The organism is Paraburkholderia sp. RL17-347-BIC-D, assembly GCF_046027915.1.
Classification (GTDB): Bacteria; Pseudomonadota; Gammaproteobacteria; order Burkholderiales; family Burkholderiaceae; genus Paraburkholderia.
The window spans coordinates 1-12,753 of sequence record NZ_JARESS010000042.1 but is presented as its reverse complement, the minus strand read 5'-3'; the positions used below and the strand labels follow the sequence as shown (position 1 = coordinate 12,753).

Sequence of the window (12,753 nt, the reverse complement as noted above, 5' to 3'; positions counted from 1 at the left end):
CAACGATCACGCCAGGTCTTCACATCGTCTCCATTTCCCGCATCTGCCCCAAGCCGAAAAAACGGCCTAACTCCTTGGCCAGTTCATTCAACACGCTCATCTCTTTCTGTGAGATGCGCCGTGGTTCCTGACTATGCGACCAGTCGCCGTAGAGCAGCGCCACGGTCGTGTCGCTTTCATCGACGACCGGCAGCAGCACGAAGGCGCGGGCGTCGTCGAATGAGCGGCGGAACCATTCGGGCAGGCGCGCGACCATCTTCGGGTCGCGTGCGTTCTCGATGAAGATGCCCACCGAGTTCGCGATCGCCAGATGAAACACGTCGGGCTCGAAGGCGGTATTGAAGGTTAGCTTGGGTAACGCCGCGTCGATCTTCGGTCCGAGACCGAGGCGCGCCTTGAAGGTGCCGTTGCTGTGCTTGACGAACACCACGGTGCGCGCAAAGCCGAGGCCCGCGAGCAGCGTTTCCGCGGCCATCGCCAGCGCCGGCTGGAGTGGACTGCCGTCGGGCAGGCCGCGCAGATCTTCGACGCCCACCGCGATGCGGGCCTCGGGATTGAGCGCCTCGCGCGCGATCGCATCCGCATTGGCGCGCAACTCGACGATTTCGCGCATCACGCCGTCGCCGCCTTCCTCGCGGGCGAGCGCCACGCTCATTTCGAGCAGCACTTCCGGATCGGTGTTGAGCGCGCCGCTATATTCCTGCGCCAGTTCGGAGATGCGTTGCTCGCGCTCCCAGTCCGGCATGTTCTGCTGGGTGAGCACGTCGGCGACCGCCGTCGAGTAATTGGTGATGGCGCGCAGCCACTGCACCTGGCGCGGCTGCGTGACGTCTTGCGGGTCGAACTCGCCCATGCCGGAGCGGATCATGTCGGGCAGACGCCAGCGCACGGCGGCTTCGGCGCCGATTTCGTCGAAGGTCACGCCGAGCACCAGCACGCAGGCGTCGGCTTCGAGCGTGCCGTCGTCGATATGGCGGCGAATCTGATCCCATTCGGCGTCGAGATAGAACACCACCAGCAGCTTACCGATCTGCCGCATCAGCGTGCAGACCACGGCTTCTTCACCCGCGCGCAGATCGCCGCGTTCGGTCAGCTTGCGCGCGACGCAGCCCGACAGCAGCGTGCGGTTCAGTTCGAGTTTTGCGTCGATGCGGCGCGGCGCGCTGTGATGGAAGTGATCGACGATCTTCAGGCCGACCACGAGATGGCCGACCGCGTCCATGCCGAGCACCATCAGCGCGCGCGACACGGTCGTGATGTTGCCGCCGAACGCCATGTACATGGCCGAGTTGGCGAGCCGCAGCACTTTTTGCGTCAGCGCGAAGTCGGACAACACCACCTGCACGAGGCCGGTGAAGTCGAGGTCGTCATTGTTCATCGCCGCCATGGTGGAGCGCAGCGATTGCGACAGCATGGGGAAATCGCCGCGCTCGCTCATTCGCGTCCAGAGCCGGTCGAGCACCGCCGCCTTTACCATGTGAGTCCCGCCAAAGCCATACATGTTCCAATGAGTGCCACGCCGGCCAGAGGCCGGCTTGTTCCGCTGCATGAGCAGGCACATGAGCCGCTACATGAGTGCTTTGCCTGCATTGCTATGCGCTGTGCAAGTGAAGCGTGCGCGCTTCGAAACGCTGCGCGAGTTCGTCGGAGGGCAGCGCCTTGCAGACGAGCCACCCCTGGATGTGGTCGCATCCCATCTCGGTGAGCAGGGTGCGCTGCGCTTCCGTTTCGACGCCCTCGGCCACCAGTTCGAGATCCAGTGTCTGAGCGAGGCCCACGACAGCGCTAACGATTGCCTGATCGTTCCGGGAGGTTAGCAGATTCTCGACAAAACTCCTGTCGATCTTGAGCTTGGCCAGCGGGAAGCGTTGCAGGTAAGCCAGGCTCGAATAGCCGGTGCCGAAGTCGTCGACCGCAAAGCGGATGCCCATTGCCGTCAGGTCTTCGAGCAGGCCCTTGGCATGCGCCGGGTCGTGCATCAGCAGGCTTTCGGTAATCTCGAACACGAGGCGGCGCGGATCGATGCCGGTCAACTCGATCGCCTCGCGCACGGAGTCCTTGAAGCGCGGATCGCGGAACTGCTGCGGCGACACGTTCACGGCCACGTATTGCAACGCGATGCCTTTCGCGTCCCACTGGATCAACTGCATGCAGGCCACCTTCAACACCCAGTTGCCGAGGAAGTTGATCAGGCCGATCGACTCAGCAAGTGGGATGAACATGGACGGCGGCACCAGTCCGTGCACCGGATGCAACCAGCGGATCAGCGCCTCCACGCCGACCACGCCGTGCGTGCGGCTGCTCGTGATCGGCTGGAAGTGTAGCGAGAACTCGCCGTTGCGCACACCGTCGTAGAGGTCGGCCTCCAGCTTCAGGCGTTCGGCGTCGGCGGGGTTGTCGTCGGGGACGTAGAAGGCGAGCGTGTTGCCGCCGGCCGCCTTGGCCTGCAAGAGGGCGTGGTCGGCCCAGCGCAGCAGGTGGGTGTCGTGGGCTGCGGTGTCGTTGGCGTGGCGCACGTCGGGATAGAGCGCGATGCCGATGCTCGCCGACAGGTGCACCTGCTGGCCGTTGAACACATACGGCTGCTGGATCGCGGTCAAGAGGCGCCGCGCCAGCGTTTCGGCGGCGGCCGCCGCGTCGGTGCGGCTGGCGGCGGGCTTTACGAGGATCGCGAACTCGTCGCTGGCCACGCGCGCCACTGTCTCGCTCGGGCTCGTCATATTCAGTATGCGGCGCGAGGTGTCGCGCAGCATTTCGTCGCCGGCGTCGTAGCCGAGCGCGCGATTCACGCGCTGATAGTCGTCGAGGTCGAGCAGCAGCAGCGCGGCCGGCGTGCCGTGCGCGTCGGCTTGCTGCTGGGCGTCGAGCAGCGCCGGGATCAGCGCCGACTGGTTGGCCAGATTGGTCAGGCGGTCCAGATGCAGCGCCTGGGTCAGGCGTTCCTCGGTGGCGCGCCAGGCCGACACGTCGAAACCGGCGATCGCATAGCCTTCGGTGCCGTCGTGGCTGCTGCGCACCACGCGCAGTTCGACGGTGATCGGGTAAGTGAGCGACTTGATCAGGCCGAGTGTGGCCTTCTCGACGTTGCCCGAGACGGCGGCGCGGGTCAGCAGGGTGTCGAGCCGGGGCACGTCCGCCGGCGCTACCAGGTCGTGCAGCGTGATGGTCTCGAGATACTCGCGGTGATAGCCGATGAAGCGCAGGCTGGCCTCGGACACATAGATGAAGCGCAGTTCGTCGTCGACGTGCGCCAGCAGGTCGACGGCGCCGACCACCTGTTCCAGTTGCGCAGCGCGGCTTGCGGCCGTCTGCGGTTTGCCGTCCACGCGCCGGCCGAACGCACGAAGCCGGTCGATGACCGTGCGCAAGGAGCCCCGGCGGGGCGCGGTGATCCTGTTCGCTTCCATGTTTATCGCTGGCAACCTGTATTCGTCTGCAGGCGGGGCGGCTCACTGCCCGCCGTTTAAGGGCGGTTGAGAGGTATCAGGCCGCCCCATCAGAACGAGATAACGACCCCTGCGGGGAAATCTTTAGCGCCTGCTGTAAAAAACACGTGGTAAGGAAACGCTTGCGCGGCTTGGCGGCGGCCCGGGACCGATTCAGTTAAAGTGCGGCTACTCGATGTCCGTTAATAGGACAAACCTCTGTTGTGCAGTGCCGGCTGAGACGTCGCTGCTGCGTAGCTTACCGAACACTTGCCCCGATGCTCCATGTCTGAACGCCATCAAGCCAAGGCCACTGCCCGGCACATCGAGGTGCTCGACGCAACCGCCGAAGGCGCTGAACCGCTGCCCGCCACGCAATTCGTCTATCTGGGCCGCCAGCCGATCCTCGATCGCGACGGCGCGCTCAATGCTTACGAATTGTTGTTTCGAGCCGGTGCGCATAACTACGCCGAAGTCACCGACGACGCCCAGGCGACGGCGCAGGTGGTGGCGCGCGCGATCGGCGGGATCGGCGTGCCGACGGTGCTGGGCCAGCATCGCGGCTTCGTCAATATCGACCGTGCGCTGCTCTTTAACGACATCGTCCATCTGATGCCGCCCGAGCGGTTCGTGCTCGAAATCCTCGAGACCGTGAAATTCGACGCGCAACTGGTCCGCCGTCTGGGCGAGCTGCGCCGCGCCGGCTTTCAGGTGGCGCTCGACGACGTGAGCGAACTGTCCGACGAGCTGATCCGCGCGCTGCCGCACGCCGACATCGTCAAGATCGACTTTCTGCAGACCGACCGCGCCGTGCTGCCGGACCTGGCGGCGCTGGTGCGCGGGCAGGGCAAGACGCTGATCGCCGAAAAGGTCGAGACGCGCGAGGACTTCGCGCTCGCGCGTGAACTCCGCTTCGATCTGTTTCAAGGCTACTTTTTCGCGCGGCCGCAGGTGCTGGCCGCGCCGCGCAACCGCTCGCCGCGGCCGGGCCTGCTGCGTCTGCTGGCGTTGCTGTCGCGCGATGCCGGCATCGTCGAGCTCGAAGCGGAGCTCAAGCTGAACCCGAGCGTGGTGGTGCAGCTGCTGCGCCTCGTCAATTCGAGCGCATTCGGGCTGGGGCGCAATATCGCGTCGTTGCGCGAGGCGATCATTGCCACTGGCACGCGGCAGATCGCGCGGTGGGCGCAACTGCTGCTCTACGCCGACACCGGTGACCTGCCGTGGCGCGCCGATCCGCTGGTGCAACTGGCGGGGACGCGCTCGCGCTTCATGGAGCTGGCCGCAGCCTGGCTGCGCCCCGCCGACGACGGATTCGCCGATGCCGCGTTCATGACCGGAATTTTTTCCCTGATTCACGTGGTGCTCGGCAGTTCGCCGGGCGCGGCGCTGGAGAAACTCGGCCTCGCGCCGCAGATTCGCGAAGCGATCGTGTCGCGGCGCGGCGAGCTGGGCACCTTGCTGCGCCTCGCCGAGGCAGCCGGCGAGGGCGTCGATGCGGCATCGATCGCGCTGGGCCCCGACGCGCCGGGCGGTTTCGTGGCCTTTACCCCCGAGGTGCTGGCCGAGCTGAATCTGTCGGCCGCGGCCTGGTTCGGCGCGCATACCGAAGCGGCCGCCTGACGGGCGGACTGGCCGATCGCGCGCTTTCCCTGCGTTCGCGGTGGCCGCGTTCACGGCAACGACTTCTGCATCCTTCAGGCTGGTTCTGACGTACCTTGTGAGTACGTGGTCCAATAGCGAAGTTGGCCGGCGTTCTCCTGAACGCATCGGCCTTGGGTTCATTGAACGAACCGCGTGCATCCACGCCTGGAGAAAAGCAGATGAAGAAGAAATTCATATCGGCAGCACTGGTCGCCGCCGTGTCGGTCGGATTCGCCATGCATTCGCTGACGGCCTCGGCGACCCTCAAGCCGGGCGACGTGGCGCCGGCATTCACCGCGCAGGCTTCGCTGGGCGGCAAGACCTACACCTATTCGCTGGCCGACGAACTGAAGAAAGGGCCGGTGGTCGTGTATTTCTATCCGGCGGCCTTCACCAAGGGCTGCACGATCGAGGCCCACGAGTTTGCCGAAGCCGTCGATGAGTACAAGAAATATGGCGCGACGGTGATCGGCGTGTCACACGACAACATCGACACCCTGACGAAGTTTTCGGTGAGCGAGTGCCGCAGCAAATTCCCGGTCGCGGCCGATGCCGATTCGAAGGTGATCGGCGAGTATGACGCGGGCTTGCCGATGCACGCGTCGATGGCCAATCGCGTGTCGTATGTGATCGCGCCGGATGGCAAGATCATCTACGAGTACACGAGCCTGTCGCCGGAGAAGCATGTCGAGAATACGCTGAAGGCGGTGAAGGATTGGGCTGCGACGCATAAGCAGCCTTAATGCTCAAGCTGGGCGCCGCGTGATTTTCGCAATGGTTTCTTGCGGTGCTCTTGCGGTGAGAGGTGGGCGTCGCTCGTGCTAGGCTGAGTTTTTTTGCCTTGTGAGCTTGCGATGCCGATTATCGTTGCGTTGATTGCGCTTATCGCGCTGGGGTATGGCGCGGTGCGGGCGTTTTATGCCTTGCAGGCGGCTTTTGGGCTGGGTGTTGCTATTGGCGTTGCGGTGCTGGCTGCCCTGCTCGTGGTAGCCGCCCTGGCTTATTGGTGGCGTCGTCGGAAAGAAGTCGCAGCGAATGTTCGGGATGGAGACTGGACTCACGAACTCAAGGGGAGTTGGGGGGCGGTGCGGCTCGCTGCCGACAAGCGGCTTTGTGAGATTCGTTTGGGCGAAGAGCAGGGTGCTTATATTTTTGCTGACTTGCTTGGGGCAGAGGTGCAGCGGCCCGGTGCCCAGTGGCAGGTTGTTTTGAAGGTCAAGGATCCTAAGCATCAGGTTTGGGTTTTGCCTATGCGAGATGAGCGGCAGGCTAAACAATGGGCGCGGATTTTGGTGCTTGCTATGGAGCAGAGGCTTTAGGGTTGGGTTTTTTTGGTTGTTTGCTTTGCCGTGTTGGCCATTGGCGGGTTCAACCGGTCGATGCAACACCTAACATTTCCGTCAGTTTTTCGGCGGGGTTCATACATTGCAAGGTCTGATGCGGTCTGCCATTCAGGCGCGCGGCAAGCTTGTTCCCACGGCAGCGAGGCAGCAATGAGAACGCGAACGGTCTTCTGCGACAGTTATCGGTGATGGCAACCGGCGCATGGCTCGCCATTCATACCAGACTCGAAATCAGGCTGCATCCACACTTTGCGCGATGCCCTTGTCGCGCGACGGGAATACCGCGATCCGTGATCCTCCTGTCGCCTTCGATAATGATATTCGGCTGGACTTCAGGATGCAGCAGGCACTCGACGAGGTCACCCTCGCGGGCCACGCGCCGCCTGGCGTAGCGCATGGTTTGGGAGGCCGTGACGACTTCGCCGCCGTGGTCGGTGGTGTCGCCGAGTCGGATAAGGTCAATCATGGGTTTGTAGTTTTGTCAGTTGCGGCAGGAGTGTCTGTGAATTCGACGCTTCGGAGAATGCGTAATGCGTAGGGAAGCATGTCACTTTTGGCGTCAACAAGTCGCTTTACTTGGCCGTATCCGCAGACGGCGTTTGTTTCGTGGAATAAGCAGTAGGAGATATGTCGTACCCGACGAGAGGGCTCTCCGTCCAGATCATCCTGAATTGTATAGAAGCCGTGGCCGTTCCTTGAATCGAGAGAAAATGTCTTTGTTACTTTCTCCAGCTCCAAGATGTCATTTTCTGACGCGTCGCCAAAGTCCGGAATCCATTTTTTTTCGTTTTTATTAAAACGTCCTCCGAAACGGGTTGAAACTTCGTTTTCGTTGTGAAATTTCGCATGGCATGTGATATCGAATCCGAATGATTTTTCTGATCCATTCACTTGTATTTTTGCCGCATACGCAGCAGATTTGAACTCGTTCTCCACTCGCGGTTCAATGATCGAGCCGCGAAAAAAATCTCTAAACGAAAATTTGCATGATTCAATTTGCAAGGGAACAATCGCAGCATTAGCGTTGATATTTTGAGCTTTGCAAGGGGCTAGAGCCATGACCATGCATACGGCAAAAACGGACTTAACCATCATTTATTAGTCTCGTCTCGGCTGATAGCCGTCAGGAAAAACCAGCAGCGCGCCATGCGCATCTGGAAAAAAATGTTCGCTCACTACTGCCAACGCCTGTCCGAACCCTACGCAGCGTGCGACATACCCATTGAACGGATGATTCGGATGTCCAACGGCGGCAGGAAGATTTACGGCCGCCGATGCATCCCGAAAATTTTCACTGTGATAGTAGATCTTTGTTACTGGTGTTGCGTTATTCGCCGGATGATGAGGGTTGGGCGGAGGCGTTGCGGAAACTTCTCTGCGCTCCAACCTGATATCACGGTCAGCATATTGGGCCATACTCATCTTAGACCAGTAGAAACCGGCGCTGTCCGCAGGAGATATCGGATCACGGCTAAAGGCTCCGTTATCTCCGACGTCATCTCGCCAGCGAGTTACGATTGGGGTTGGCCCGTTTACGCCGTCCGCGTTGTACTGTTGTGCTTGCGGGCGATGCGCGTCAGCCATTGCATGTGCATGCAAGACCGTGTTACGGGTCTCTTGGGATATCTGATTTCTACGCCCTTTGAAGTCCCAATAATCGAAGTAATTATTGGGGTGTGTAAGCTGAAGAAATCCCCTTCCATCCCATGGGTAGTACCACATATTATGGTTGTCCTCGTGCAGAGAACTCAGCCAAGTTGTTTCCTGCAAAGAATTTCCAAAGAGAACAGCAATTCTCTGTGGAGAATTGATCTTATATTTCCGAAGTGTCTTGTTCAGCGGAACCCGGTGAATTGCCATAACATCTTGCCTGGCCCCGGACATTGCCACATTCTCGTAATAGACAGCGTGATGAGGACCTTCGCGCAAAACCTGTTGTGGGAGCAATTGTCTGAATTCACTTGCACTGAACCATCCGCAAGTTCTGAAATGCCGGATAAACGCCGTCGGTGGAAGATGCCAAACCTCATTGGCATGGGGCAGATCGGGATCGCTAATGTCCTCCCAGAAAGCCAGATCGCGCGCATGGTCCATCAGCTTGCCGAAATCGGCTTCCGACAACGGACTGGACAATGCCTCATGCGGACTCTTGAGCCAGTTATAGCGTGCCTCCAGGCCGCTTCGGCTCCACTCGGAAGGGAACTTGCACACTGCGCGCGCGAGACGCTGCCGGATCGCATCGACGCCCAATGTCCCCACGGCGTCAGCATGGCTCACATGTCCGGAATGATTGACGTCCAGCCAGTGCTTTACCGTTGGTGAATCGCACAGGCTGTCGGGCGTCGGATCGTCATTGACGAAACTCCAGCCGGCCCATTCGGGGAAATCGGCATCGCTATACACGCGCACTCCGGCCTTCGACAGGTTGATCCACCCGTCGCCGTCCGGCGTCCTTACCTTGCGCCAGTGATTGAAGCGCGCACCGCTGTCGAGCTGGTCATTGATGCAGCGCCCGAAGCGGATCATTTCGAAGATGGCACTCGGTGAAGGCACCGCCATCCCAGCGGTGATACTCGCCAGGCTGCTGTCCGTATAGCGCCGACTGAGGGCGGTTGCCCGCGAGAACAGGTTGTATTCTGCCTCGCTTTCCGCAGGCATTGCGCCGCTAACGGACCAGCTCAAATCCATATTCTGCTGGTAGGTCGTCAGCGTGCAGTCCTTCTCGTAACGCATGCGGATAGCAAGATCGCGACTGGTTCCGGCCGGAACGAGAGGCGCCTGGGGATACAGCGTCGCAATAGCCGGAAAGCTATCGTCCTCACGATACGGGTGAGGCTCATTCGCAAAGAGCTTTGTGCCGCGAGGGACGAAGAACCACATGTCGCCGTAGACCGCGTCCGTGCGCGCGGGACTGTTGCCCAGCGATCCAGGGGCGCGCCCGATCATCTTCCTCAGATTTGCCTCGTCACAGACGATTTCGAAATGGATCTGTGGAAACTGCCCGTAAATCTGGCCGGGGGTGCCGATAAGGTCCTTGCGGTATATTTTCTTGCCCACCGCAAGGGACGAAAGCACCTGCTGCATGTGCATGTATACCGAGTAGTAGGTAATCTTCGCGTGATCGCCTTCGCCGATTTCCGTGTCGTGCCGGATGACGACACAGCCATCATCCGTAAAGGTCGATCATAAAGTTGATCCTTGCTTAAATATCGAATGCACGATACTTTGCGACTAGCGGCCGACTAGCGGCCGACTAGCGGCCGACGGGCGGGAGAGGGTTTTTCAGATCGACTGACCGTATCCATCCGGTAATAACAGGATCGCGGGACGACGAAACGGTATTGGGGTTCGCAAACCGGACATAGGTATAGTCCCCGTGCTTCGAAATTATTAGCGCAATATCTCCTCTCAACAGAAATCGATTCTCTTTTCCTGCACCTGGCTTGCGATAGAAAAAGGTTTTTTTATTCGCAATTCCAATCCCGATAACGTCAATTTGCTTCTCGACTGAGAATTGCGTCACAGCGGGATCGTCGGGAGCTTTCCCGAAATCGGCTCCGATGCCGTTGCATGCACCCTGAGGCTTTTTCGTTCTAATAACCCATTTTCCAGACCTAATAAATAAATCTCCCGATACATCGAACAGCTTGTCCCTGTCCTTGTAAGCGAAAGAGGTTCGCTGAAAGTCGAAGCTATATGTTTCAATGTCTATTTGGTTAGAAAATCCTTCATTTATTTTTTTGATTTTACCAATTCCTGAAAAAAGAAATGAACACGAAAATCTTTCATCCCGAGAGTCAAAGTATCCATAGATACTATTTCCAGAGTGCATTGCCACCAAGAAAGGGTTGTCGAAAATAAATGCCTCGGCAGATATAGCCGAACTGCAAGCAAGTGCAGCCAATGCCACCGAGCACAGGCGTCCAAATTTACTTATATTTGTCATAATTTTTCTTCATGGTTGCAGCGTAGGACGGGGGGCAGTCCGCGCCATTATAGGCTTGCGCGAAACTTTGCCAATTCTTGTGTTTGAGCGCGTCTAGAGCTATTGGGCTGACATATGAAACATAAGCAAAGAATAAATCCAACTGTTCGTTGATGCCAGTCATTACGCTATTTGCGAGAGCTTCCGGCGAAGAGTACCCGCACTCCTTGTAGAAGTATCCCATTACCTGAAATGCCCCCCACGAACATGCCATTAATGCGGCGTCGGAATTGAGATTCGCGGCTCTTATCATGCGCTCGTACTGATACATAACGTCTCTGTCGCTATGTGTCCAAGTCCCATCGTCTAAGGGCTCGCCGACGCTGTAGCCTCCTGATTTGGGCCAGGACAAATCAGGCACTTTTGGGAAAGGATTTTTTTGCTTCTGCCAAACGCCACTCGCCCTTTTATTCTCAGGCAATGACGCTCTTAAAAAGTAATGACGCTCGAATCGAATTTTTGGCAACCCATTATCGCAAAATCCTGATCCCGACGATTCAGTCTCGGCGACAGCCCTAACAGCAGCAACTTCACAATTTATTTTCCTCGCAATCTCGGCGTACTTCGCATCAGAAATATCCAAGGTCTTTGGGAAGTTTAACCTGGATGTAAGCAGATTTATGGCAATGGTGTGCGGCATTCCTGTATCGACTACGCGATAATGATGCTCAATCGTGATTGAGGTTTTGGGTCTCTCGGTCGCGGGATCGGTCTGTACTTCCTTTTTTTTCGTCGGAAAGTCCTTTTTCACCTTTCCCTGCTCCGTGACCTTTTGAGCGGACCCTATGTAAGGGCCGAACTCGTTAACCAGTCGATGCATCGTCATGATTTCGCCGTCTTTCATTACCGGAATCGCCAGGTCCTGTTCGAATGCATCCTTGGGCGTAAGTTGCGTTACTGCCTCCAGGTGATATTCGGGACTAGTGATCGCGTAGGCCACTATGTCCTTCGTCGGCGTTACCGTGGCCTTGAGTACATATTGCCCGTGTCGGTTCCTGACCAGCACATCAAGCGGCTGGTCGCGCGCGGCGTTATGGATCGTTATCGCGTATCCGTCCCTGTCCGTCACTGCGTCGGTACTGTTGTTCACTGTAGCCACGGGTGCAGGGGTATCTGACTCAGGCGCGAACGGGACCGCCGGCTCGTCTGTTTCGGGTCCGATTGTCCAGGCTGCAGCCGGCGGTGCGCCGGTTCCGGCTGCAACCCGAACGGCCAGTCCCTCGATAGGGTGATTCAGTGCATCCCGGAAAACAATAGTCACTTCGACAAACGGACTTGGCGGAGCTTTCGGATGCGTAGGCGCATTCCCTTTATGATGCGGTTTATTCACAGATTCCGTCCAGCGCGTTCAACGTTATCGCCCGATAGTTACGCTTCGTCCTGGTCGTCCAGTTCGATGCCGTCATAACCCTGCTCGGCAACCCCCCAATCACCCGCGCCAATCTCGCATTTGACTCTTGTGGGCTTGGACGTCTGGACGGCTACCGTAGCGCCTTCCTTCAACATGCCCTGCTGCTGGATCGTGCCGTCTGACAGGTAGATGCGATAAGGCTGGCTCTCCAGCGACGAGCCGATGCAGGTGGCCGGAACGAGCGTGCTGATATCAAAGACCTGCTTATATTGATGATCAGCGGCTTGTGGCAAGGCGCTGAGCGGAAGGGGCGGCAATGGCATCCTCATCGTTGCAGGCCCGGGCACATCCCACGACGCGGCTTTCTCAAGAATCTGGCCAGGCGTGCCATTCTCGATACCATCCGCCGCAATCCGTATGTACGAGCCGCCAGCGCCGATCAACACTTCCTTCGCGGCGGTAATGACCACCCGGCCATCCGTGCTGGTGATCGTCACGTCTTTTAATGCAGTGAGCGCTATCTGGTCGCTTTGCGCCTGAATCTCCACCTTGCCCTTTGCCGCGATCAGCCTCATGCCGAGCTGATACGCGAACAGCGAAACGGCACCGCGCACGGCAGCGAACAACGAACGGCCCGATGCAATGCTCACGTCGCGCCCGGTCGTGACCGCAAGGTCATACCTGCTTGCCATATGGGTGCTCTGCGTCGCCGTCATACCGATCCCCGCCGCGCTCGCGAGCACCATGTCGGGCCGCGCCAGTTCCGGGAATGGATTGCCGTCCGTTATCGCGTCGCCACGGATGGCGTCGTTCTGCGCCTTGATGTTGCCAATGGCGTCGCGCTGGTCAGCGCCGTCCTGCTGGGCGTTGTGCTGCCGTGCGACGTCCGCCATATCCTCATGCAGTTCGCGCGCCTGCGTGAGCCGTTGCACCGTCTCGCCCATGTCCTTGACGGGGGCCGTTGCGCCCGCGCGCGTTTCGGTGCTGATGAGCATGCCCTGGCCGGCA

11 protein-coding genes are annotated in these 12,753 nt (G+C 59.1%); 3 read left to right on the top strand and 8 right to left on the bottom strand.

The features are described from left to right. Positions 1-19: 19 nt before the first annotated feature. Both P0D96_RS36140 and P0D96_RS36135 read right to left on the bottom strand, forming a co-directional pair. Positions 20-1,477, bottom strand: coding sequence for an HDOD domain-containing protein (locus P0D96_RS36140; RefSeq protein ID WP_408179280.1), 1,458 nt, complete (start codon positions 1,475-1,477; stop codon positions 20-22). 115 nt (positions 1,478-1,592) lie between these two features. After that, positions 1,593-3,407 carry a putative bifunctional diguanylate cyclase/phosphodiesterase gene (locus P0D96_RS36135; RefSeq protein WP_408179279.1) on the bottom strand — a complete coding sequence of 605 codons (1,815 nt, stop codon included), beginning with the start codon at positions 3,405-3,407 and terminating at the stop codon, positions 1,593-1,595. 303 nt (positions 3,408-3,710) lie between these two features. On the opposite strand from P0D96_RS36135, the gene P0D96_RS36130 reads away from it, so the two are divergent. The 3 genes from P0D96_RS36130 to P0D96_RS36120 all read left to right on the top strand — a co-directional run bounded on the left by P0D96_RS36130 (position 3,711) and on the right by P0D96_RS36120 (position 6,385). Then, positions 3,711-5,045 (top strand): EAL and HDOD domain-containing protein, encoded by a 1,335-nt coding sequence (locus P0D96_RS36130; RefSeq protein ID WP_408318456.1) that lies wholly within the window; start codon positions 3,711-3,713, stop codon positions 5,043-5,045. A 200-nt stretch (positions 5,046-5,245) separates the two neighbouring features. After that, positions 5,246-5,809 carry a peroxiredoxin gene (locus P0D96_RS36125; RefSeq protein WP_132375034.1) on the top strand — a complete coding sequence of 188 codons (564 nt, stop codon included), beginning with the start codon at positions 5,246-5,248 and terminating at the stop codon, positions 5,807-5,809. A gap of 111 nt (positions 5,810-5,920) precedes the next feature. Next, the gene (locus P0D96_RS36120) at positions 5,921-6,385 is read left to right on the top strand and encodes a hypothetical protein (RefSeq protein ID WP_408179277.1); all 465 of its coding nucleotides are present in this window, start codon (positions 5,921-5,923) and stop codon (positions 6,383-6,385) included. 238 nt (positions 6,386-6,623) lie between these two features. On the opposite strand, the gene P0D96_RS36115 is transcribed toward P0D96_RS36120, so the two are convergent. The 6 genes from P0D96_RS36115 to P0D96_RS36090 all read right to left on the bottom strand — a co-directional run. Then, the gene (locus tag P0D96_RS36115) at positions 6,624-6,875 is read right to left on the bottom strand and encodes a PAAR domain-containing protein (RefSeq protein WP_408318454.1); all 252 of its coding nucleotides are present in this window, start codon (positions 6,873-6,875) and stop codon (positions 6,624-6,626) included. Then, a complete protein-coding gene (locus P0D96_RS36110; protein ID WP_408318452.1) occupies positions 6,872-7,504 on the bottom strand; it encodes a hypothetical protein in 633 nt (210 codons plus the stop codon). The genes P0D96_RS36115 and P0D96_RS36110 overlap by 4 nt, the downstream gene beginning before the upstream one ends. A gap of 3 nt (positions 7,505-7,507) precedes the next feature. Beyond that, positions 7,508-9,493 (bottom strand): hypothetical protein, encoded by a 1,986-nt coding sequence (locus P0D96_RS36105; protein WP_408318450.1) that lies wholly within the window; start codon positions 9,491-9,493, stop codon positions 7,508-7,510. Positions 9,494-9,662: 169 nt separating this feature from the next. Next, positions 9,663-10,355 carry a hypothetical protein gene (locus P0D96_RS36100; protein WP_408318448.1) on the bottom strand — a complete coding sequence of 231 codons (693 nt, stop codon included), beginning with the start codon at positions 10,353-10,355 and terminating at the stop codon, positions 9,663-9,665. Next, complete coding sequence (locus P0D96_RS36095) at positions 10,339-11,724, bottom strand: N-acetylmuramidase family protein (protein ID WP_408318446.1); 1,386 nt, start codon at positions 11,722-11,724, stop codon at positions 10,339-10,341. Before P0D96_RS36095 ends, P0D96_RS36100 begins: the two co-directional genes overlap by 17 nt. 38 nt (positions 11,725-11,762) lie before the next feature. Beyond that, positions 11,763-12,753: DUF2345 domain-containing protein (locus tag P0D96_RS36090; protein WP_408318444.1), on the bottom strand; the 991-nt coding region annotated here is incomplete at its 5' end.

What these genes read in the sequence shown, in the direction of transcription:
- P0D96_RS36140 (WP_408179280.1), bottom strand. Translation starts at nt 1,477, where the DNA reads ATGGTAAAGGCGGCGGTGCTCGACCGGCTCTGGACGCGAATGAGCGAG.
- P0D96_RS36135 (WP_408179279.1), bottom strand. Translation starts at nt 3,407, where the DNA reads ATGGAAGCGAACAGGATCACCGCGCCCCGCCGGGGCTCCTTGCGCACG.
- P0D96_RS36130 (WP_408318456.1), top strand. Translation starts at nt 3,711, where the DNA reads ATGTCTGAACGCCATCAAGCCAAGGCCACTGCCCGGCACATCGAGGTG.
- P0D96_RS36125 (WP_132375034.1), top strand. Translation starts at nt 5,246, where the DNA reads ATGAAGAAGAAATTCATATCGGCAGCACTGGTCGCCGCCGTGTCGGTC.
- P0D96_RS36120 (WP_408179277.1), top strand. Translation starts at nt 5,921, where the DNA reads ATGCCGATTATCGTTGCGTTGATTGCGCTTATCGCGCTGGGGTATGGC.
- P0D96_RS36115 (WP_408318454.1), bottom strand. Translation starts at nt 6,875, where the DNA reads ATGATTGACCTTATCCGACTCGGCGACACCACCGACCACGGCGGCGAA.
- P0D96_RS36110 (WP_408318452.1), bottom strand. Translation starts at nt 7,504, where the DNA reads ATGATGGTTAAGTCCGTTTTTGCCGTATGCATGGTCATGGCTCTAGCC.
- P0D96_RS36105 (WP_408318450.1), bottom strand. Translation starts at nt 9,493, where the DNA reads ATGCAGCAGGTGCTTTCGTCCCTTGCGGTGGGCAAGAAAATATACCGC.
- P0D96_RS36100 (WP_408318448.1), bottom strand. Translation starts at nt 10,355, where the DNA reads ATGACAAATATAAGTAAATTTGGACGCCTGTGCTCGGTGGCATTGGCT.